Here is a 21,987-nt window from a genome sequence, read left to right as displayed (position 1 = left end):
GCTGCTGCCGGTTTGTATGGATTACAGAAACGAAAGCTTGAGATCCGTGATTAGCCTGTCAGAGGTTGAAATAACAAACAATGACAAGCTAGAGAAATAGAGTTTATTTAGCTAACTGAATACGGTAGTTGAACCATGATAAAGAGGCGGCTGATCAAACGATCAGCTGCCTTTCGTTTTTGGAAAATAATGAACAGATCAATACGATGGAAGTCCGTGAGAAAAGCAAGGTACAAGCGTGTATGATTCATAATTGGCTGATAATTCCATTATGTATGCAATTTTAGACATTCAAAATTGAAGTGTCCAAAATATTAGACATTCGTCCATCCAAGCTAATTTCACAGTTTCAGCCGTTTGAGCTTATTGTAGAGCGTAGCCCGCGAAATGCCGAGCTGCTTCGCCAGCGTGTACTTGTTCCCGTTGACCGCTTCAAGCGCCTCACGCATTAGGTTCCGCTCGTACTCGTCAAGCCTAGCCTGGTATGTAGCACCGTTGATGGGTGCGGTGCTTGCACCAACATCCTCTCCCGGCTGCGGACTCTTATCGCCGGAATAAATATGGTCTGGCAAATATTCGCGCCGAATCTCTCCTTCGGTAGAGAAGATGACGAGGCGCTCAATGGTGTTGCGCAGCTCGCGGATGTTGCCAGGCCAATCGTAATGAAGCAAATCCTCGAATACCTCCGGCGTAAACGAATGGATATGGCGGCCATAAACGAGCGAGAATTCGTGAAGAAAGGACTGTGTAAGCTCGTAAATATCTTCTTTGCGGGCGCGTAAGGGGGGAACCTCCAAAGTTACGACGTTTAGCCGGTAATATAGGTCCTCGCGAAAGCTACCGTCATCAATCATCCGCTTCAAATCACGGTTTGTGGCCGCGATAATCCGGCAGTCGGCCTGCAGCAACTTCGTGCCGCCGACCGGGAAGTAACTCCGTTCTTGGAGCACGCGCAGCAGCTTGACCTGAAGATCAAGAGGCATTTCTCCGATCTCGTCAAGGAATAGGGTGCCGCCGCGGGCCAGTTCGATCTTCCCTTTCTTCCCTTTCGGGTCTGCACCTGAGAAAGCGCCCCGTTCGTAGCCAAATAATTCGCTCTCGAACAGTGCGGCTGGTATGGCTCCGCAATTGATTGCAATGAAGGGGGCGTTCATCGACTCGCGGGACTCGTGGATCGCCTTCGCGAATAATTCTTTTCCGGTACCGCTCTCACCCAGGATAAGCACCGTCGCTTTTGTCGAACTGATCTTCTTGATCGTTTCGATACTGTGTTTAATCGCGCGGCTCGTTCCCTTGATATGCTGAAATGGGTCTGCCGCAGGGTTCAGCAGGGCCACTTCCTTCTGAAGATGATGGACCTTGCTTGTCATCTGCAGCAGCTCTTGATGCAGCCGCATTTGGGTGGTCAGGTCTGATTCCGCCGCAACGGCGCCAATAATCCGATCCTCGAGAGTAACCGGATTCGAATTAATTAGGACGAACAGGTCGTGCCGCGGCCGATGCTGCATTTTATGGGCGGGCTGGCCGGTTTCGAGCGTGCGAAGAGACTGCAGACGATCGACGGGAAAGAAATCCGAAGCAGGCTTGCCGATGATATCGTCTTTCGGAATGGAGAATATATGCTCCGCTCCTGACGTCCAGACGGCTACACATCCTTCCTCGTCAATCAGCGTAATGGCAACGTCCGGGTCCAAGGTATCCAGCGTTGTTGCAAAATAAGCCTCCAGCACCCGGTGAGCCTGCACCACCGTATCCATAACATCTTGTGCGGAAAGGTAACCGACAGCCTTGCCGTCGTTAAGAACGATCGCCAATGAACAAGAGTTGAAGGCAGCAGAGACTTTCGTTACCGGATCATCTGTGTTTACTGTCTTGACGTTGATCAGGATATCTTGAACATTCAGAATGGTTTCGGCTGCCGATACAGGCAGCAGTGCATATTGACCGGACTCATCCCTGACAAAAACAGGGGTGAACTCGGCGGCCATCCGTGCACCCCGGATGGCTACAAGGTCGGTCAGATCTACAATTATGCAGTCCGTGCGGATGAAATGCTCCACGGCCGGCAATAGATGCTTCATTCGATTGCCCCCTATTTTATGGGAAATGTAAATGCTTACAATTTGGTACTAGGGCCATTATACCGGGCCTGTTTTCCGGTGTAAATCATTTAAACATATTTTTGACGACCATCCATAGATTAGCAGGCTTTTCAGCCAGCCGTCGGGTGTAGTACGGGTACCACATGCTGCCGTAGGGCATATAGCAGCGGATTCGGTAGCCTTCCTTCGCCAATTGCGCCTGGTCGTTCATTCGCAGGCCGTACAACATCTGGAATTCGTAGGCATCGTTCGGGATGCCATTCTTAAGAGCATATCCCTTGACCCAATCGATGATGCGATCATCATGCGAGGCAATGGCGGTGTACACGCCTTGGTCAAGGTGCATTTGAATGAGGTCTTTGAAGTTATCGATGACTTCGCTCATTTGCTGATAGGCAACGGATGCCGGCTCCTTGTACGCTCCTTTTACGAGACGGAGGTTTACACCAGCTTCAATCAATCGCTTCACATCTTCGCGTGAACGCAGCAAGTAGGCTTGGATCACAGTCCCGACATTGGTTAATCCCTCCCCGTGAAGGCGAAGAACGATATCGATTGTCGCTTGTTTAAAGGGGGAATCCTCCATATCGATCCGTACAAAATTGTTATCTTGTTCAGCTTGGATGACGATGTCCCGAATGTTGCTATAGCATGCTTCCGGATCAAGGGCCAAGCCCATCTGCGTTGGCTTCAGTGATACGTTGGAGTTCACCTTCCGCATGGCGATCCCATTAATTAAGCGTATATATTCCTCTCTGTAGCCTGCAGCTTCCGATAACTGTGTGATCCCCTCCCCCAGATGATCCAATGTGACGATGATCCCTTTCTCGTTCAACCTCTCAATTTCATCCAACGCTTCCTTCAAGCTGTTACCTGCAATGAATTTAGATGCTAATTTACGGCCGTACCGAAGGGCAAGATGCTCGACCAGTTTATTGCCGGAAACTGATAATAATACTTTTCGATAGAGTTCAGTACTATCCACGGTTGATTTCTCCTTTCAGGCTGTCATTGCTCGTGCAATGAATCTTTACCAGGTTTAACTGCAAGCAAAAATCGTTCCAGTCGAAAGAAACAAGCACAGTTGGCACGATAATTGCTTATTATTCAAGAGGACCGGTGGAATAGAATTTTGACGATTCTACCCAAATCACACGAAAAGGGTGGGTAATAATTATGAGAACTGAATTCAGGAACGAGTCGTTTGTTAACTTTAAGGATGAGCGTAACAATGCGGAATATGACCGTGTACTTGAGCAGACGGAGGCAGGACTTGGCAAAGAGTATCCGCTAATCATCGGAGGTGAGCGCATCATGACTGAGCACAAAGCCGTCTCCATTAACCCTGCGAATAAAGCTCAGGTGGTCGGTATCGTATCTCAGGCGAATATACAATATGCGGAGCAGGCAATGCAGGCGGCTGCAGCTGCATTTGAGACTTGGAAGCGGACTGATCCGAATGAGCGTGCACGTTATTTATTCCGGGCAGCAGCTATTTTGCGCCGGCGCAGACATGAGTTTTCCGCCTTGATGACATTTGAGGCTGGGAAGACCCGGGTAGAAGCGGATGTTGAAACGGCGGAGGCGATCGATTTCCTGGAGTTCTATGGACGCGAGATACAGCGACTTAGCCAGCCGCAGCCATTAACGGTTAGCCAGGAAGAAGAGAATGAGCTGTATTATCTGCCTTTAGGCGTCGGTATCATCATTCCGCCATGGAACTTTCCATTGGCCATTATGGCAGGCATGACGATGGCTGCCGTTGTATCCGGGAATACCGTCGTCCTTAAACCGGCCAGTCCAACACCTGTCATCGCTGCCAAATTTATGGCACTGCTCAAAGAGGTGGGGTTGCCGTCAGGCGTCGTCAACTTCGTTCCTGGACCGGGTGGAGAGGTCGGCGATTACCTTGTTGACCACCCACTGACCCGTTTCGTCAGCTTTACAGGCTCCCGCGATGTTGGACTCCGCATCAATGAACGGGCAGCCAAGACGCAGCCTGGGCAAAAATGGATCAAACGTGTCATTGCGGAAATGGGCGGCAAAGATGCGATCATCGTTGATCAGGATGCAGACCTCGATCTGGCGGTGGACGCCATAACGCTGTCCGCCTTCGGTTTCTCCGGGCAGAAGTGTTCGGCTTGTTCCAGGGCTATCGTCCATGAGAAAGTCTACGACATCGTGCTGCAGCGTGTAGTGGAGCGGGCAAGTCAGCTGGTAATGGGTGTCCCGGCAGCCGCCGCAACCGATGTAGGTCCTGTTATTGATGAAAAGGCATACCTCAAAATCCAGGAGTATATCGAAATCGGAAAACAGGAAGGACGCTTGGTCCTTGGTGGCGGCACAGGAGATCCGAACGGATTCTTCATCAAACCGACGATTTTCGCGGATGTAGACCCGAATGCCCGGATTTCGCGGGAAGAAATATTCGGTCCGGTAGTTACATTCACGAAGGCGAAAACCTTTGATGAGGCGGTGGCGTATGCCAACAATACGGATTATGGCTTGACCGGTGCCGTCATTTCTCGTAGCGGGCCGAATCTGGAGAAGGCAAGACGCGAACTTTTCGTTGGCAATCTGTATTTCAATCGCAAATGCACTGGCGCCTTGGTCGGAACGCATCCGTTCGGCGGATTTAATATGTCAGGCACGGATTCAAAAGCCGGCGGTCGGGATTATTTGCTGTTGTTTACGCAGGCAAAGCTGGTAGCTGAGCGCTTCTAGCAGGATGAACATCAAAACGCTCAACATATATAGTCTAAAATATTAGACACGAAATCATGATGTTCATTTCGAATGTTTTTGAGTATAGTCAAGAGGGAACAGTATATTCATTGAAGAGAGCCTGCGGGAGGAGGAGAATCTGTTGCTGAGCTATCAATTAGTGCAAGACCAAAGCACGAAGCTGGCAATAACTCCTGAACTAAAGCAATCGATTCATATATTAACCATGTCCGCCGAAGACCTGGTCCGGTATTTACAGGAGCAGGAAGCTGAAAACCCGGTCCTTGAACTCGAATTCAGACGGGATTACGACGCTTATGGCTACAGGAGAAGGGCCACAATCAGCACTGGGTACGAGATGGACCCATTATGGAACGCAAGGCAGTCGCAGGACACGTTGGAGTCAAGGCTTAGGAGCCAACTGCGTATGCTCCCCTTGCCAAGGGAGGTATACCGAATTGCGGCATTTATGGCGGGGAATCTAAGGGATGACGGATATCTGGATATCCCGATCACCGAAATCAGAAGGAAGCTTGACGTATCAGAAGAGCTTATTCGGACCGCCCATGAGGCATTGCAATCGTTAGAGCCTGCCGGTGTCGGCTGCAGAGATTTGAGTGAATGCCTGCTGCTGCAGATTATTAGAGATCCGGCGGCCGCTCCGTATGCGTATGAAGTCGCAGACCGGTATATGTCGGAGCTGGCATACGGGAAGCTGGAGAAGATCGCAATGGCTTTGAACATACCCTTGGAGACGGCAAGGACGGCATCGGAATATATTCGCGGATTAAATCCTCGTCCGGGGCTGGCGTATGCCTCGTTAGAGCCAGAGTATATCGTTCCGGATGCGATCGTCGAATACTATGAGGGTGGCTTCATAGTGTCGATCCATCCGGAAAATCTCCCCAAGCTCTCCATTAACAACTCCTCCCGAGAATGGGTTAAGTTGCGGGGATCAGCCGAAGCCACTTCGTATTTGAGCAGCTGCGTCCGATCTGCCCGTTGGCTGGTTCGGAGCTTGGAGAAGAGGAACCGGACGCTGATGAGGGTCGTCAATGCCATTATGGAGGAGCAGCGACAGTTTCTGCTTGAAGGAATTAAGGGAATTGCACCGATGAAGATGAATACGATATCCACCAAACTGGACCTGCATGAATCGACCGTTAGCCGGGCGGTGAACGGTAAATTCGTACTTACGCCGCATGGTGTGCTCCCTCTGAAATATTTTTTCTCCGCTAGACTATCGACGACGGGCGGTAGCGGTGTATCCTCCCGGAGTGTTAAAGCCCGAATCAAGGAGCTTATCGACGCCGAAAATAAAAACATTCCCTATTCGGACCAGTATATGGCGGATATGCTGCGAGCGGAGGGAATCCGGCTGTCTCGCAGAACGGTTGCGAAGTATCGGGAACAAATGCAGATTATGCCCTCCTCATTCCGCAAGCGCAGATAGAAAAGGGTGTCTCGGATAGGTTTCCGAGACACCCTTACTTGGTTCCGCCAAGCATGGGCGATAACTCGGAGATGAAAATCTATATATATAGCCGTAAGCGCGATATTACAGCGTTCGATTACAAATAAAAAGCTCGCACAGGCAGGATATTATGACTTTCCTGCGCAGTACGAGCGCATGCGTAACTTGCGCTTAAGCGATTGAACCGCCGTATACCGAACTTACGTACGGTGGTGTGGAAGGGCGGCTACTCAACTATTAGTAGCCGCCTATTCGATTTTCAATACTCCTGAGGCGGTGCGTTATTTTCCTTCAGTCGGCTGTTGTATCGGCATCATTCTGCTCTCGTGTCAGCGAACTTGCAAACGATCCGATTCCCTTCATCATAATGTCAAGCGACTCCATTAAATGGTAGAGGATTACCGGAGGAACGGTGTCGTCATCAGGCATCCCGGCTTCCTCGGCGAGATTGATGATATGGTCATATCCAATAACCTGCATACAGACCTGATGCAAAAATCCAGCCGATTCATAGTAAATGCGGTTCGGCGGATTCATATCCTTCTCACTCATAAAGGCGTTCCGAATATCGCAGCATAGCTTGAACAGATTAACAGCCAATGTTTTCAGAACCGATGAAAGGTCTGCATAGGCGCTTTTGCTGACGGAAGAAGAATCTTGGTAGTGACTTGCTGCAAAATAATCAGTACGAGTAATTTGCCTTAAGTAAGAGACGGTTCTCTCCGTTAATTCGCAATACGAATGGGGCATGGCAGCATCCGGTGCGGAAGCGATCCGGATGCTCTTTAATCGGGAGGCGGCTTCCGTGAGCGCCGTCGCATCGAGCTGCAGCTGCTTCGCGGATTCCCTGAAAAAACGGATCAGTCGTGTCGACACCATCATAACAGAATCCGCGGAATCGGCCGGACGTTGTCCCTCGAGAAGTTCTTTTGCCATCCATAATCGATACTTTAATCCCTCGATGGCTGTGATTAACTTGTGCGAAGATTGATGGGCGGCGACATTTAGCGTAGTCGAAATGATCCAATCGGCTGTATGAGGGCCGTTCACGTGAATGTCTGGATCAACCACCGCATAGTTTCCTTTATCCTCAAGCATCAGCTCCAGTGCCCGGTTGGCAAGGACCTCGTTCATATTCACATTCAGGATATTGCTTGAAGAACCATGGATATAATCTGTAATAAATTGCTCCGAATGCTTTCCATCCATGATTTCATCCGTCGCCTTCATAATGAGATTTCCGATTCGCTCCGGCACGATGCTATGCTCTATGCCTGCACGTACGGTAGCGCTTTTGACGGAAGCCAAAGCCTTAATAAATTCGCTATGGACACGAGCGTTCACAGTGGGATATTCTCCGGCAGCGCGCATCGTCTCCACACCGTAGTATGCATGGGAGGGCACGTTGACCTCTCCATTCTTGTCCCGTTCAATTCTTAACATCATCATCTCATCCCTTTCGAAAATGTTGTGTCGTCATTTCCTTATAGGGATAATAAGCAATTTTCGTGCCATCAAGATGGGATTCTTCGAGATATGAGTATGAAATTATAAAACGACATACATCAGAGTATGCTATCCGGCCTTATTTAATGGCAAATAGCGACCGCTGCATGATGCCCCTGGATATGTTTGTTGAAAAGGTTGATTCTGTTGTTGTAAGAATATTCACGATCAGTTTCCGTTCTTATTTAGGGTAAAAGGATAGTAGTTTAAATATAGCGTTATTAACATTAATTGGAACTTATGAATATTCACATTTTGTGAAAAAATAACAAAGGGTTCCAGGGCTAAGCCTGCTGTTAGATTTCATCGCTTCATCTGATCATTAACTTTTATATCCATTGTAAACTACACGAAGGTTAGATAGATAAAATGGAAAAGGTGATTCATATGGATAACAACATCAATCTGAAAGTGATGTCCTACAGCATACGGCACGGAAAAGGATTAGATGGGAAAGCAAGTTTGAGCCGCATAGCGGAAGTGATCACAAAAGTCCAACCGGATATTGTTGCATTGCAAGGGGTGGACCGTTTTCTGCCCCGAAGCGGCTTTCGAGATCAGCTGAAAAGGCTGGCTAAACAGCTCGGGATGCACGCTTGTTTCTCTTCTAGCGTTAATCTCATTATTTTTCAATATGGAAACGCTATTTTAAGCCACTATCCGATAATTTCAAAAGAAATTCAGTATATTGGCGGGTCTAAAGAGAGAAGGAGCATCTTAATGGTAAAACTGCAAATCAATGAAGACGTGGTTACAGTAGTAAATACCCATTTGGGGGTACATATGAAAGAACGGATAAAACAGAACCCAATTCTTTGGAATGCTTTAGAGAAACTGGAACAACCGACGATCCTGGCCGGGGACTTTAATATGGAGATGGACGATCCTTTCATGAAACGGTTGAACGCCCGATGGACAAAAGTCACGCTTCAGAACAACCTGCCTACCATGGAAAATGGTAAGGAGATCGATCACATCTTTGTAAACATGCCGACAGAACTGGCCACAGCCAGGGTTATTCCTTACGACGCGTCGGATCATTATCCGGTCATTGCAGAACTTCGCTGGCAGTAAGAGATTGGGATGATCTGTCATAAAGACTTTGTGTTTATCCACGAAGAAATGAACCTCATCCAGGTGTAGAAGCTAAGTAATTAAAATTACTGAATAGACCGATGAACTTCCCTGAACGGAATCTTTGTCGGTCTTATTTTCTGCAAGGGGACTTGATTTTCTGTAAATAAAGATATATGATTGACCCATCAATTATTGACGAGTCAATGAATTGAAGGAGGTATTTATCATCTCTACATGTCATACAGAAGACCTGCTGTACTTGCTAATGCATTTAAACAAGCATATAGCGACCCGGTTTGAACGTTGTGCTGGAGTTAGTCCCAATCGGCTCGAACTCCTATGCAAACTGACGGGGGGCCAAATTAGCCAATCGGATCTGCAGAAGGCAGTGTCTATTGATCCTGCTGCGGTGACCCGGCATGTTCAGCAGTTGGAAGCGGAAGGAATGCTTCTGCGAACCAGATGTGAGAATGACAACCGGATTACGTTAGTTCAGCTAACCGAAGAAGGCAAGAGAAAAGTAGCAACGTTTAGAGCGGAGAAAGATCGATTTATGGAGGCCCTGCAGGCAGACCTTACAGAATCAGAACGACTTGCGTTTGTTCAAGTGCTGCAGAAGCTGAACAGCCAGATTCAACAGATGAAAGAATCTAGTAAGACCAATTAACTTATAGAGATTAAAGGAGAGACTATCATGACTGTAACATCCCTAATCAATGATTATAAAGAAATAATTACCTCCCGTCGCTCTGTGCGTGTGTACGATCCAGCGGTTAAAATCAGCCGTGAGGAAATGACTGAGATTTTGGAAGAAGCAACTTTGGCACCATCTTCCGTTAATCTTCAGCCTTGGAGATTTCTTGTCGTTGATAGCCCAGAAGGTAAAGCGACGCTTGAAGAGCTTGCACCAGGTAACAAAACGCAAGTTACAACTTCCTCTGCAGTCATTGCCGTTTTCGGAGATATGAACGCATTTGATAATGCTGACGAAATTATGGGTACTGCTGTGGAAAGAGGCTATTTGCCGCAAGAGATTAAAGATCAACTGATGGCTAACTATACTGATCTTTTTGCACGTATACCAGCACAAGCTTTTCGCGAAATGATTCTTATTGATAGCGGCTTGGTATCCATGCAGCTCATGCTTTCTGCTCGTGCCCGTGGATATGATACAAACCCGATTGGTGGATATGACAAATCCCGAATTGCGGAAGCATTTGGTATGGAAAAGGAACGTTATGTACCGGTTATGCTCATATCTGTAGGTAAAGCTGCTAAAGAGGCACGTAGAACAACTCGTCTGCCTATTGACCGTATTGCGGATTGGAAGTGAGGTTATGACTATGATTATTATTCATGCAGAAATGAAAGTAAACCGTGAAGTAGAAGCGGAATTTCTGGAGTCCATACAAGAACTTATTGCGTCATCCCGCGCGGAGGCAGGGAATGTGTCGTATAAACTCCTAAAGGATACAGATCAGGATGACACATATATGATGGTTGAACAATGGAAAGATGAAGAAGCAGTAGGGGCTCACAATGCAAGCAGCCATTTTCAGGCGTTCGTAGCTAATGCTCCAAAATACTTGACAGCTCCGTTACAGGTTCAAGCTCTTACAGGTCAGCCTATTAGAAAATAATTAAAGATCTAAAGTCAAAAAAAGGTCGATCCCAGAGGATTGACCTTTTTTTGTGCCAGTTATGATCGAAGAGATATTCCTATACCCTTATAAAAGCGAGCTTTGGAGAGCCTATATCATAAGTACGTTTAAAATGCGAATCAGAATGGAAATCGTTTAGAATGGATTGAGTAGTTATGCTCGGTTGCCCATTTCACAATGCCATTCCAGAAATTTTCACAGGCTGAAACAACACTGGAGGGATTTGCTAATTCTCCAGACATAACCATTCGCAGAACATTGTCGAATCCTTCTGGACGACCAGGCAGTTTCAAGGCTTCCGGTAGAACCATGGAGCCAGTAGAGTAAAGCTTTTGGTTGTGTAACCCGACTAACATAGCTCCATATTGGGCAAATTCCACTGCCAAATAAGGCAAATAGGTATGAGGTCCATTTAGACTTACATTTCTTAGTTTTCCAACAAATTCGTACATTTCCCCTACAAGGACTTCATGGATTGCATGTCGAAAATCTTCCTTTGTAGGTGACTCTGCAGCTTCCTTTAATCTTGGAAAAAAGCCCTCAGGGTCATACAGGCAAAGCTGGGAAAAGAATGGCCCATGCGTCAATGGCCAGTCTCCTTCAACCGTAGAGGCGACCTTAATGAGAACGTCTGCACTACAGACGTTCACTTCTGCTTTCCAAGGCCCAGCAGACCATTCATAGCTAAAGTCTACGGACTCATTGGATTCATTTAGAACGCAAAACATCTCAATGTCCGAGTAAGGGCCGTCCGTACCTCTGGAAACAGAACCATAGACCCCAATGGCTAGGATTTTTTCTCCGTAAACCTCGTGTAATCTCGAAGCAATGTCGTGGCAGGTTTGAAGTCTTTCGGTTCGAGAAATATTCACAGGTCCATTCATGTGCATTAGCGTGCATCTCCCTTTGAATTATTTGGGTGGTAAGCTACTAACACATGGATGGAGGACCTCGGGCTTAACGGGGGACTTTTTTTGGATGCATTATATTTCCTCCCACAATGTTTTCATATGGAAATTGTACCCAATGAAAATTATTATTACAAGGTGTTGAGTGGAGTCTTAACGAATAACAAATGGTAGAATCTGCTATCTAATGATTGTACAATTAACTAGAAAATTTTAAAAAGGCTAAAATTAGGCCCCGATGATGAACCGATTGAAGAAGATACGGTTCAGGATCATTCGAGCTATATCGACAATCCGCATAAAATCATTTACTTAGCGCTCGTAAATAATCAAAGTCGTTGGATAAATTGTTATAAAAAGAAATTGGAACAAATATGCCTATGTCGAAGATATCAAAGTTGACAAGCATTATAGAGGACACGGTGCCGCATAGTTGCGGCTTTTTGTTTTTTTAACGATATATGTTCTTGTCAAAAACGGAGGACAAAAACATATATCGTTAGTCAAAAATTGGTATCATGATAAGTCGCATATTACGCTGAAGGCAAGGGGATACGAGCAGCATACATGGTACATGTATTCCGGAGTAATCGATTTGGAAACTGCGAATCACGAGCCTCGTTTTCCCGAGGGGTTCAAGGTTCGTCCGATTAAGATGGGTAATATTGAGCAAAAGGTTATGATCATGAGCGGTTCAGCAGGGTTGACTGCGCCGGATATGAATATTTACCGCCGTTTGATGTCCTGTCCAACGTACAGTCAGGATTTCGACTTGGTTATACTAGACGAGGCGAATACAGTCGTCGGCTTTGCAAATATCTGGCTCGATCGCGAGAACAACATCGCGATTATCGAACCGTTCGGAACGGCTCCGACGCATCGAAGAAGGGGATTGGCAACAAACCTCTTATTCGAGTGCATGCGCCGCTTGAAAGAAGTCGGCGTCAGCAAGCTCTACATTAATCATGGGGGGATGTGGACGCTGGAACCTGAACCGGATGACGCGATGCGCGTCTGCACGAGGGTTGGCTTTCAAGAACTTGGAAATATGTTTGTATGGTGTAAGTCATTCTCATGAACTCTTAATAAACAGTTCCAGGAAACATGCGGACATACAGCAATGGGTTATTTGTTTTCACATCGTTGAAAGTTGCCTGTGATCTTTTAACTCATACCGGTATGAAGCTTGATGAAATTGCACGCGCTACCGGATTTGAGTATGACACTTACTTTATCAATCAGTTTACGGTTAAAAAAGGCATATCACAGACAAAGTATAGGAACATCACTCGCAAGTTCGCCACGACCCAATAGGTTGCTTAGTCGGAGTCATCCAACTCAATTGACAGAGACCAGCTTAACAATTAATGTATTGGAGGATACAAGGTCATTTTATTTTTGGAGGATATTTATGAATCAACGTTATCGAATTACGAGATCCATGCAACCAAACTCAAGTGGTCAAGAGATTTCATTGGAAGAATGCCAAGCTTATTTTTCATCCAAAGCTGATTTTACTTATCAGACGGTGCTGACTGTGAAAGGGGAGGAAAGCACTATGTCTATAGAAGGGGATTTCTTTATGTGGAAACAGGGAGAAGCCCTTATTCCATTCAGACACTATATGGGGGAGTTGTATGTAGCCGTCTCCCATCAAGAAATCGTACCCCTCATGATCGAAATTGCAACTGATCTTCGGGCAGATATCGTGGAAGGGTAATGTCTTTATTGCCGATTAGATGAATATCTAACTAGATGAGAAGCGTCCCAAAACAAAGGGCAAGTAGTAAGGCTCTAATTCTGTCTCTATGATCTTTCATTACAACACATAACCGACCCAGTTTTGGGTCGGTAGTATGTGAAGCGTTGTATTTTACGGAAGTTAGTTGCCCCGAATTTGGCTCCACATGGACACCATTCGATCCAGCCCCGATGCTCGGCGATCTTGCCGTCCACAACGCGATATTGACGGTAAAGCGTGACATCAATCGTATTGCCCGTGGGCGCGGTTCCAAAGAACATGCCTTGATGTGTGCCTTACACAGTCATTCTTACGAGCACCTTATCCCCCTGACCGATGATCTCTTCCACGGTGTAGCGTTTATAGGGAAATGCCTCCAAGATCGTTGCAGCGAATTTTTTTAGGCCTTCCTTGGATTGATAAGAGAGCTCTTGATAATCGTCAGTCAGAAATCGATCCACAGACTCCAATTCACTCTGATTCCAAAATGCCTCGATAAATTGGTTTACCGTCTCCACATTGGTTTGTTCCAACGTTTTCATACTTAAACATCTCCTCATGAATGGGTTATTAGGAATTGACTTAACGACGAAATGCCGTTCTTCATAGGCGGTTATTGAGCTTGGATCTGAGGCAAAAGCGTGGCCGTATCGAACCAGCCGCGGTGATCAGCGATGTCCCCTTCGATGACGCGAAATTCGCGGAACTGTGTTGCCTTCACGGTTCTGCCTGTAGGTGCATTTCCTGCAAAATGGCCAGCATGCACAGCCGTCATGAAGACTCTAGCGATGACCTTCTCGCCTTGGGCCAGAATTTCCTCCACGGTAAACCGCCGATCCGTAAATGCCTCTACGATTTGTGGTGCAAAGAATTGATCGGTCTTCTCCAACATGCACTGATTCGTAATGTCCTTGATAAACGCGGTGGCGTGACGCTCGTAACCGTTATACATGATGAATTCGAACAGGCGATGAGCACTGCAAAAATTCTTGAAAACGGGTTGCCGATTGTTCTTTCAGGTATGAAGACGTTGCTTGAAACCGGTGAGACGCTCGCTGACCACTAAAAATCCAGCACATGTTATTGAAACCATTAATAAACAAGATATCAAAGAAGACTATTGGCTCAATGTGTTTTCTGATGCAAAAACGGATGGTTATGATGCGGAGGGATATACCATCATAAGTACAGAGTTTCTCATGATGTTAAATCTGGATAGCTGGCCTATTGAAACAGAAAAGAAAACAAGATCATCAAGTATGTCAAAACCGAGGAGGAAGCTCGACGTATCAATCATTTTTTCGATAGAACGGTTATCGATCTAGAGAAATTTGTTGGTAGATGCGATCAAGGAATCGGAGGTGTCGAATCCGTTAGCGTCAAATAGTACAGAATTTGTATCAAGAGGATAGGCGTGGAGGATTATGGATAGGGGCTGATCCATGATTTTTTTGAAATTACAATCGACCTATTTCTTTAGCATGTTTTGCGGCATTATGACCGGCAATGGATACCAGCATATCCTGGAATCCAATGCCTTTTTAGCTTTGCTTTAACCTTGGACTATCTGGATCGTGTCACGTATGACCAAGCTTGTAGGCAGCATGACTTTCTTATTGCCGTAAGATGAGCCTTCGGTAATTTCGAGCAGCAGCTTGGCACTCTCATAGCCTAGGACGTCGAAATATTGCTTCACGGTGCTCAAGGCCACCTTGGCAAATTTGGAGCTCTCGAAATCATCAAAGCCCATTAGGGATACTTGTTCGGGGATACGTATGTCAAGTGCGGTGAGCTGTTCGATTACCTCAAGGGCCCGCTTGTCGTTCGCGCAGAATAGCGCGGTCAGCTCTCCGTCTTGGATAAGGCGCGCAAGCACAGCATAGTCCAGTTCCTTATCCAGGAACAAGAGCGAATCGGGTATAGGAAGGGACGCATTCGACATGGCATTGCAATAACCGTTATATCTGTCGACTTCCGGGCTCAGATGATAATCGTAAGCCGCGAATCCAATTCGTCGATGTCCTTGCTGGATCAAGTATTCAACAGCTTCGTAAGCACCGTCATGGTTGTTACAGGTGACAACGTTGACTGGATAGCTGGAAGGGGAGCGATCCAGCATAACAAACGGAATCGATTTTTTGCGAACCTCTCCGAGATAGCCCTTTGCAGCTTCTGGATCAGAGGAATAGATGAGTAATCCTCTTAGCTCCGTTTGAATGAGCCCCAGAACGAGCTCACGTTCCTGTTCGAAGTCGTTCTCCACGAATTCGATGATCAGCTTGCAGCCATGCTGGCCTAGAAGTGACTGAATGCCTCTCATGATCTGCATATACGAACTGTCGTACAGGTCGATGCCGGAGATGACGAAGGCCACCAGATTGGAGGTCTTCTCCGAGACGGCTACTTGGCTGGCGACAAAGCTTCCCTTACCTCGGACGCGGTAAATCACGCCCTCGTTCACCAGCTCTGACAGCGCTTTACGCACAGTGATGGAGCTGACATCCAGCAGTTTGGAAAATTCCGACTCGCTAGGAATCCGATCGTCCTTCGTAAATTCCTGATTCTCGATCTGGGATAAGACATAGTCTTTTACCATCTGGTACTTTGGAAGAGCCAAGTCCTTCTTGTTCAAGTAAGTTCACCTCGTATCAACATTTCCTCAATTATAACGCACACCGCTTTAAAAAGTATACGTACTTGAAACACATCCCATTAAAGATTTTGTCGAATAGGTGAGAAATGTTCAGAAATTAAACAAAAAAAGGAGCGAAATGATTTAAAAGGTTTGAATTTCACGGAGGTCTGTATTACGATGGGGTCAAATAAGGTATGTGTTTTGATTTGCTTATTATAATAACTTCGAAGCGGACACCTTGGAAAAAAATGAATGGTACTATACCATGAATCGGACATAAAAAGGAGCTGCCGGGGAATCCAGCAGCTCCATCATGGAATTACAACTATAAGGTTACAATGGCGCCTTCCTTCTCGAATGGGTAGTCAATGGCGATGCGCGCCGCTTCGGTATCGCCGATGCCGCTGTACAGATTGACCTTGCCGTCGGGACGCATTTCGATGCCGGCGGTGAACGCGCAGTCGGTCAGATGCGGCTTCTTGGCGGGGCCATCCGGATAACAAGGGCGGGTGCCGATGATTTTCAAATCCGAGAATTGATTCGTCTGCGGGTCCAATACGAAGGCCATGTTCATATAGGTCGATCTATCTTCTTGAGCGTAGCAGATATGGCCGATGACGCCGACCTTTCCGCTCTCGAGCAAGTAGGCCTGGTTGCAGCCGCCCCACTCGTCCTTGTTGAATAATCCGCGGATATAAGGGGCGTTCTCGATGACTTCCGGAGACAATTCGTCCAGGCTGTCGATGACGGTGAATCCCACCAAGGATTCGCTGCCGAATTCCTTGCGAACCCCTTCGCCGCGCGGCCTGGAGAAGACGCCGATCCTCCCGTCCTGTAGCTCTACGAGCCGAATGTCCTTCATATAATTCGGACCGGTCGTGAAGTAGAAGAGATCATGAAGATCGCTGCCTTTGTAGAAATAACCGTAGAATGTATCGAGGCGTCCCTGCTTGTAACGGACATGCGTGCCGCCCAATACGAGCTGCTTGTTGATCACGCTAATATAAGGATCTTCTAGCTGATAAATCATCGTATTCGGCACGGCTGTCCACTGGTCCGGACCGCTCTGCTCGAACAGGCGAACCCAGGACCTCGCCCACTCATGGCGTTTTTCCACGCGTCCGTAAATGTAGCGCTTGCCGTTCCATTCGAACGGAATGGAAGGATTGTAGACATCGAAGCCTTCGACTCCGCGGAAGACAAGCTTGGCGCTTTCATAAATGCGTTTGTTTACTTCGAATTGCTGACGCAGTTCTAATAAGTTCATTCGTGGCAAATCTCCTTTCAGGCTGCAGTAACAACTCTATCCTAATCGAAAGTCTTGCTCTCAATCTTGCTCTATTTTTGAATGCATTATGGTGTTTTGACATCGGAGGAACTAGTCAATATACAAACAAGGAGGGATATCGCATATGTTGAAGCTTCTTGCGGCAGACGGCATTGATTCTGAAATTCAGGCCCACTATCGGCTGATCGCTTCGGTGCGCGATACGATCGGCATGCATACGCACGACTTCTTTGAATTGTTTCTTATTCTGAAAGGAAGTGTTGTGCATGTCATTAACGGCAAAAGGCAGCCGCTGCAGGAAAATACACTCGTGTTCATACGGGACCGGGACGTTCATTACTATGAGCAGACGACGGATAGCGATTGCCAGTTCATCAATTTGTCGTTCCATCGCAAGGTCCTGGATGACCTCATAGCTTTCTTGGGAGAAGGGTTCCCAAGCGAAAGACTGCTTGGGCCAGCCATGCCGCCGTCGACCTTGCTGTCCAAAACGGAGAAGGAATATGTGCGATACCGGCTGGACCAGCTCAGTCTGATTCCGCAGGAGAAGAAGCTGGCCGTCAAAGCGGAGGTAAGAGTCATTTTGACCGACCTGTTCTCCAGGTATATCAAGGCTGACGCGGATTCGATTGATCTTACCGGACAACCGGAATGGCTTAAGTCCCTATGCCGAGAAGCGAAAAAGAAAGAGCACTTCACGCGGGGAACGGCTGCGCTTGTCCAGCTGTCGGGCAAATCGCATGCCTATGTATGCAGAATGTTCAGGGAGCATCTCGGAATGTCCCCAACCCAGTACATTAACGAATTGAGAATGTCCTATGCCGAGAATTTGCTGCTAAACACGGATATGGACATCGTGGAGATCAGCCTTGAGATCGGACTTGACAACGTCAGCTACTTTTACGACTTATTCAAGCGGAGGCATAACCTAACGCCGCATCGATATCGTCAGTTCGGGATAATACGGAGATAGTATGCTAATTACCGATGAATACATCAGTAATTTTATTTGTTGACGATGAAGTTAGTATGTGTTAATTTCTACTTAGCATAACAAGTTGTAGGCATCACGATGATCATATCTATAGGGGACGGTTGCCGGAAGCAAATGCGTTTTCGACGAACGTTAGGATACAGTCTGGGGGTGAAATTGAATGCGCTTACATAAAAAACGAACCAAATGGCCAGACTCATGCGACTTGGAGTAATAGCACCAGCCGCATTGATCACAACATGTTAACAGTCAGGAGGTGTTCCTTTGAAGACAACCAATAACAGGCTGGTGGCCAGAATCGTCAAGCACCGCTATCTCTACCTTATGGTGCTTCCCGGCTTTCTGACGCTGTTAATCTTTCACTATTTTCCGATGTACGGAATATTAATCGCTTTCAAAGATTTCAACGCTTCCAAGGGGATATGGGGAAGCGAGTCGGTAGGGATAAAATACTTCACTTCTTTTTTTAACGATCCGATGGCGTTCAGGGTATTAAAGAATACTTTGCTTCTCGGTTTGTATACTTTATTTTGGTCATTTCCGGCGCCGATTATATTGGCTCTGTTGTTTAATGAATTGAAAAACAAGGGCTTTAAGAAGCTTGTGCAGACGGTTTCTTATTTCCCGCATTTTATTTCGGTTGTCATTGTTGCGGGGATGCTTAAGGAATTTACAGCGAGAGACGGTTTGTTTAACCATATTGTCGGCTTTTTTGGCGGAGATCCGATCATGTTTCTTCTCGAACCTGACTTTTTTCGGACTATCTTCATCTCTTCCGGCATATGGCAGGGCGTCGGGTTCGGTACGATCATCTACCTTGCTGCATTAAGCGGAATAGATCCTACGCTGTATGACGTAGCCGAGGTAGACGGCGCAGGCCGGTGGAAGAAGGTGTTGCACATCACATGGCCGTCGCTTAAGCCGACCACAATCATTTTGCTGATTTTCGCCGTCGGAGGAATCCTCGGGAGCGATTTCCAGAAGATCATTCTGCTCTATTCGCCTGAGACTTACGAAGTAGCAGATGTCATCGGATCCTATGTTTATCGTCAAGGTATACTGGGCGCACAATACGAGTACACGACGGCCATCGGATTATTCATGTCGGTTATTTCCTTTACGATCCTTTACATGACCAATTGGTTAAGCCGGAAAGTATCAGAGACGAGTTTGTTCTAGGTGGTGGGATGTTGAAAAAGGCTAGTTTGGGTTCCAGAGCATTCGATGTATTCAATATGGTTATCATGCTATTCATCCTGATTGTCGTGCTATATCCGATTCTGAACATTATCGCGACATCGCTTAGCGGCACGCGTTACATCTCCTCGGGGAGCGTAACGATTTGGCCCAAGGGATTTAATCTGGAAGCGTACACGACGGTATTTAATGATCCGTACATTTTTAAAGGATATCTGAACTCGATTATTTATGCGACCGGCTCTACGGGCATCATGCTGCTGTTTACGGCACTGATGGCGTATCCGCTCACGATCCCGGGATTTGCGGGCAAGAAATTTCTGACCATTTTTCTCATGATTACGATGTTTTTCGGCGGCGGCTTAATCCCGACCTATCTGCTTATGCGCGGTTTGAACCTGTTAGATACGGTCTGGGTCATGATTCTCCCCGGTGCGATCAGTGCTTATAATGTGTTTCTGTTTCGGACCTTCTTTCTGAATATTCCTTCTGAACTGAAGGACTCTGCCTATATCGATGGAGCGAGTGATTTGGTCGTTCTTTTCAGGATTATACTGCCGTTGTCGAAAGCGCTGTTTGCAACCTTTGCTCTATTCGGTCTGGTCGGAAGCTGGAATAGCTGGTTCGAGGCTTTGATTTATCTGCGAGATCAGGATAAGTATCCTTTGCAGATGGTGCTCCGAAACTACCTGTTTACCTTGGATACGACCGCAATTCAAGGACGAGTAGGAGGCGGCGCGATCGCCATCAATGCCCCGGGGGAAACGCTTGATCCGAAGGCGGTACGAATGAGCGTCATCATTATTACCATGTTTCCGATCATGTGTATTTATCCGATCTTTCAGAAGCATTTCACCAAAGGGATATTCGTCGGCTCCATCAAAGGCTAGAGATCCGGATGCGCCGGTGCAAGCAAGTTGAGTGTGCAGTCATTCATGACCAGTAATAAATAGCAGATTTGAAGAAGAAGCGGTTCATTGTGCAAATTAGGGGGAAATGGGATGAACAAATTGGCAAAAATGCTTGTCCTTGGGTTGATCGCGCTGATGGTTTTTTCCGGATGTTCGAATGATTCCAAAAAATCCGATACCCATGAAGAGAATCAAGAAGTCTTGCGCTTTTCGGTCACGCTGCCTGCGAACGGTGTGGATAATCCGAATAGTCTGGTGGGCAAGGAATGGCACAAACGCATGGAAGCTTATATGGGCAAAAAGGTAGAAATCAAATATAACTATATTCCGTCTTCCGAGTATGACGAAAAGGTCAAGCTTATGATCGCAAGCGACGATCTGACGGATTTCTTCGTGACGCCTTTATTCTATGATACGACCGAAATGGCCGAACAAGGCCAGCTTCTCGAGTTAGGCCAGTATCAAGATTTAATGCCGAACTATATGAACTACATTAGCAAGGTAAAGAACGGGATGAAGCGGGTAACGGATGCCGACGGCAACATGTTTACCTTTAAAGAAACCTCCACGCCCAGATTCCCCGAGGATCGCGGCATGCTCATCCAGAATACGTCTGCTTACCGCTATGACGTGTTCGAGGCCAATAACATCAAAATTCCGGAAACGCTCGATGAATTTTATGGGGCTGCCAAAAAACTTAAAGAGCTCTACCCCGATAAATATCCCGTTGCGACAAAATGGAACAGCTTGAGATCGCTGTTCTCCGCGAACCATATCCGGGATGAAATTTTTTGGGACGGCGAGAAATACGTATACGGAATTCTGGATGAAGGATATAAAGATGCGCTCCAATTTGCGAATAAGCTGTATGCGGAGAAACTGTTAGATCCGGAGTATACCATTGATACAGACGATACGCTGAAAAGAAAAGCGCTGAACGGCGACAACCTCATGTGGCTGACGCAGTGGTTTACGACGCCGGCCGAGTACACGAGAACGGCCGACGACGGGAAGATTTTCGCGGTTTCGTTGTATCCCGACAATCCGAAGTACGGAAAAGCCTGGCAGGAGGTTGTGAACGGCAATACCCCTGACTTGGGCTGGGGAGTCTACGGCGTAAGCTCGAAAGTTAAAAACCCTGAAGAATTGATCAAATTCATCGATTATCAATATTCGGATGAAATGATCCAGCTCATCACTTGGGGAATCGAGGGCACAACCTATACGATCGGGGAAGACGGCGTTCCGACCTTTGTCGACTCGCTGAAAACGGCCAAGGATCCCTGGTTGGAGGGCGATAAATACGGCATGCGCGCTAGCCGAAACCATAACCCCGGCTTGCAGATGGTGAGCGACGCAAGAGCGTTCATGGATTTTGCCGCGACAGACTATACGGTATTTAACGGCAAATATGAAGAGGTGCCGATTGAGAAGGCGGAATTCCTGACGAGTCTGCCAATGCCCGAGAACGACTATGTACCTTCCTGGTTGAGCGAGCCGTCGATTCAACTCACGGGCAGTGAAAGCCAGCGGGTCTCGGAGATTATGAACCCGATCAAGACGTTCGTTACGGAAGAACAGGCCAAATTCGTAGCAGGCAAAAACAGCTTCGACAATTGGCAGGCATTCATAGATAAGGTCCAAAAAATGGGCAACATTGATGAAGCGCTAAAAATCTATAATGATGCTGCACAAAGAGCGCTAGGAAACGAATAGAAATCGTCCCTCCGCTGCAAGGCCGCCGGGGAGGGGCGGTATGCCGCAAGGCG

20 protein-coding genes and 3 pseudogenes are annotated in these 21,987 nt (G+C 47.0%); 15 read left to right on the top strand and 8 right to left on the bottom strand.

Translation table 11 applies throughout. The annotated features are described in order from the left end of the window. Window positions 1-341 precede the first annotated feature (341 nt). Window positions 342-2,081, bottom strand: a complete 1,740-nt coding sequence (locus MKY48_RS17755) for a sigma 54-interacting transcriptional regulator (protein ID WP_339290121.1) — start codon at window positions 2,079-2,081, stop codon at window positions 342-344. A gap of 85 nt (window positions 2,082-2,166) precedes the next feature. Next, window positions 2,167-3,087, bottom strand: coding sequence for a proline dehydrogenase family protein (locus tag MKY48_RS17750; protein WP_339290119.1), 921 nt, complete (start codon window positions 3,085-3,087; stop codon window positions 2,167-2,169). Window positions 3,088-3,278: 191 nt separating this feature from the next. On the opposite strand from MKY48_RS17750, the gene pruA reads away from it, so the two are divergent. Beyond that, entirely contained in the window at window positions 3,279-4,826 is a 1,548-nt protein-coding gene (pruA, locus tag MKY48_RS17745) for an L-glutamate gamma-semialdehyde dehydrogenase (protein ID WP_339290118.1), read from the top strand. 142 nt (window positions 4,827-4,968) lie between these two features. Next, window positions 4,969-6,279 carry an RNA polymerase factor sigma-54 gene (gene rpoN / locus MKY48_RS17740; RefSeq protein WP_339290117.1) on the top strand — a complete coding sequence of 437 codons (1,311 nt, stop codon included), beginning with the start codon at window positions 4,969-4,971 and terminating at the stop codon, window positions 6,277-6,279. Between the two features lie 312 nt (window positions 6,280-6,591). Here rpoN and MKY48_RS17735 read toward each other — a convergent pair whose 3' ends face one another. Beyond that, window positions 6,592-7,743, bottom strand: coding sequence for a lyase family protein (locus MKY48_RS17735; RefSeq protein WP_339265067.1), 1,152 nt, complete (start codon window positions 7,741-7,743; stop codon window positions 6,592-6,594). Window positions 7,744-8,193: 450 nt separating this feature from the next. On the opposite strand from MKY48_RS17735, the gene MKY48_RS17730 reads away from it, so the two are divergent. The 4 genes from MKY48_RS17730 to MKY48_RS17715 all read left to right on the top strand — a co-directional run bounded on the left by MKY48_RS17730 (window position 8,194) and on the right by MKY48_RS17715 (window position 10,523). Next, complete coding sequence (locus tag MKY48_RS17730; RefSeq protein ID WP_339290116.1) at window positions 8,194-8,880, top strand: endonuclease/exonuclease/phosphatase family protein; 687 nt, start codon at window positions 8,194-8,196, stop codon at window positions 8,878-8,880. A gap of 211 nt (window positions 8,881-9,091) precedes the next feature. After that, the gene (locus MKY48_RS17725; protein ID WP_076321469.1) at window positions 9,092-9,550 is read left to right on the top strand and encodes a MarR family transcriptional regulator; all 459 of its coding nucleotides are present in this window, start codon (window positions 9,092-9,094) and stop codon (window positions 9,548-9,550) included. Between the two features lie 27 nt (window positions 9,551-9,577). Next, window positions 9,578-10,216 (top strand): nitroreductase family protein, encoded by a 639-nt coding sequence (locus MKY48_RS17720; protein ID WP_339265063.1) that lies wholly within the window; start codon window positions 9,578-9,580, stop codon window positions 10,214-10,216. A gap of 10 nt (window positions 10,217-10,226) precedes the next feature. Continuing rightward, window positions 10,227-10,523, top strand: a complete 297-nt coding sequence (locus tag MKY48_RS17715) for a putative quinol monooxygenase (protein ID WP_339273549.1) — start codon at window positions 10,227-10,229, stop codon at window positions 10,521-10,523. 140 nt (window positions 10,524-10,663) lie between these two features. On the opposite strand, the gene MKY48_RS17710 is transcribed toward MKY48_RS17715, so the two are convergent. Next, entirely contained in the window at window positions 10,664-11,434 is a 771-nt protein-coding gene (locus tag MKY48_RS17710) for an ANT(4')-I family aminoglycoside nucleotidyltransferase (RefSeq protein WP_339265062.1), read from the bottom strand. Window positions 11,435-11,689: 255 nt separating this feature from the next. Between MKY48_RS17710 and MKY48_RS17705 the strand changes: the two are divergent. The 3 genes and pseudogenes from MKY48_RS17705 to MKY48_RS17695 form a co-directional block, all read left to right on the top strand. After that, window positions 11,690-11,867: pseudogene (locus tag MKY48_RS17705) on the top strand (GNAT family N-acetyltransferase); the annotation flags it as partial. 180 nt (window positions 11,868-12,047) lie between these two features. Continuing rightward, on the top strand, window positions 12,048-12,530 hold the full coding sequence (locus MKY48_RS17700) for a GNAT family N-acetyltransferase (protein ID WP_339290115.1): 483 nt from the start codon (window positions 12,048-12,050) through the stop codon (window positions 12,528-12,530). 333 nt (window positions 12,531-12,863) lie between these two features. Further along, entirely contained in the window at window positions 12,864-13,172 is a 309-nt protein-coding gene (locus MKY48_RS17695) for a hypothetical protein (RefSeq protein ID WP_339290113.1), read from the top strand. An 86-nt stretch (window positions 13,173-13,258) separates the two neighbouring features. Here the strand turns inward: MKY48_RS17695 and MKY48_RS17690 are convergent. Both MKY48_RS17690 and MKY48_RS17685 read right to left on the bottom strand, forming a co-directional pair. Next, a pseudogene (locus tag MKY48_RS17690) lies at window positions 13,259-13,735 on the bottom strand (ester cyclase). Window positions 13,736-13,806: 71 nt separating this feature from the next. Beyond that, window positions 13,807-14,145 (bottom strand): ester cyclase, encoded by a 339-nt coding sequence (locus MKY48_RS17685; protein WP_339290111.1) that lies wholly within the window; start codon window positions 14,143-14,145, stop codon window positions 13,807-13,809. Between MKY48_RS17685 and MKY48_RS17680 the strand changes: the two are divergent. Then, a pseudogene (locus MKY48_RS17680) lies at window positions 14,119-14,259 on the top strand (polyketide cyclase); the annotation flags it as partial. The gene MKY48_RS17685 and the pseudogene MKY48_RS17680 overlap by 27 nt on opposite strands. After that, window positions 14,228-14,518 (top strand): hypothetical protein, encoded by a 291-nt coding sequence (locus MKY48_RS17675; protein WP_339293576.1) that lies wholly within the window; start codon window positions 14,228-14,230, stop codon window positions 14,516-14,518. The pseudogene MKY48_RS17680 and the gene MKY48_RS17675, both read left to right, overlap by 32 nt. 227 nt (window positions 14,519-14,745) lie before the next feature. Here the strand turns inward: MKY48_RS17675 and MKY48_RS17670 are convergent, their stop codons facing one another. Both MKY48_RS17670 and MKY48_RS17665 read right to left on the bottom strand, forming a co-directional pair. Next, window positions 14,746-15,825: a GntR family transcriptional regulator gene (locus tag MKY48_RS17670; RefSeq protein ID WP_339290109.1), complete on the bottom strand. Its 1,080-nt coding sequence runs from the start codon at window positions 15,823-15,825 to the stop codon at window positions 14,746-14,748. A 328-nt stretch (window positions 15,826-16,153) separates the two neighbouring features. Continuing rightward, a complete protein-coding gene (locus MKY48_RS17665) occupies window positions 16,154-17,095 on the bottom strand; it encodes a DUF1861 family protein (RefSeq protein ID WP_339290107.1) in 942 nt (313 codons plus the stop codon). A gap of 145 nt (window positions 17,096-17,240) precedes the next feature. Between MKY48_RS17665 and MKY48_RS17660 the strand changes: the two genes are divergently transcribed. The 4 genes from MKY48_RS17660 to MKY48_RS17645 all read left to right on the top strand — a co-directional run bounded on the left by MKY48_RS17660 (window position 17,241) and on the right by MKY48_RS17645 (window position 21,934). Beyond that, window positions 17,241-18,089: an AraC family transcriptional regulator gene (locus MKY48_RS17660; RefSeq protein ID WP_339290105.1), complete on the top strand. Its 849-nt coding sequence runs from the start codon at window positions 17,241-17,243 to the stop codon at window positions 18,087-18,089. A 285-nt stretch (window positions 18,090-18,374) separates the two neighbouring features. Continuing rightward, window positions 18,375-19,289, top strand: coding sequence for an ABC transporter permease subunit (locus MKY48_RS17655; protein ID WP_339290103.1), 915 nt, complete (start codon window positions 18,375-18,377; stop codon window positions 19,287-19,289). A gap of 11 nt (window positions 19,290-19,300) precedes the next feature. After that, window positions 19,301-20,197, top strand: a complete 897-nt coding sequence (locus MKY48_RS17650) for a carbohydrate ABC transporter permease (protein WP_339290101.1) — start codon at window positions 19,301-19,303, stop codon at window positions 20,195-20,197. Between the two features lie 111 nt (window positions 20,198-20,308). Next, window positions 20,309-21,934 (top strand): extracellular solute-binding protein, encoded by a 1,626-nt coding sequence (locus tag MKY48_RS17645; RefSeq protein WP_339290099.1) that lies wholly within the window; start codon window positions 20,309-20,311, stop codon window positions 21,932-21,934. Window positions 21,935-21,987: the final 53 nt, after the last annotated feature.

The organism is Paenibacillus sp. FSL W8-0187 (genome assembly GCF_037969755.1).
In the GTDB taxonomy this organism is placed as follows: Bacteria; Bacillota; Bacilli; order Paenibacillales; family Paenibacillaceae; genus Paenibacillus_AQ.
This window is presented reverse-complemented; position numbering and strand designations above follow the sequence as displayed.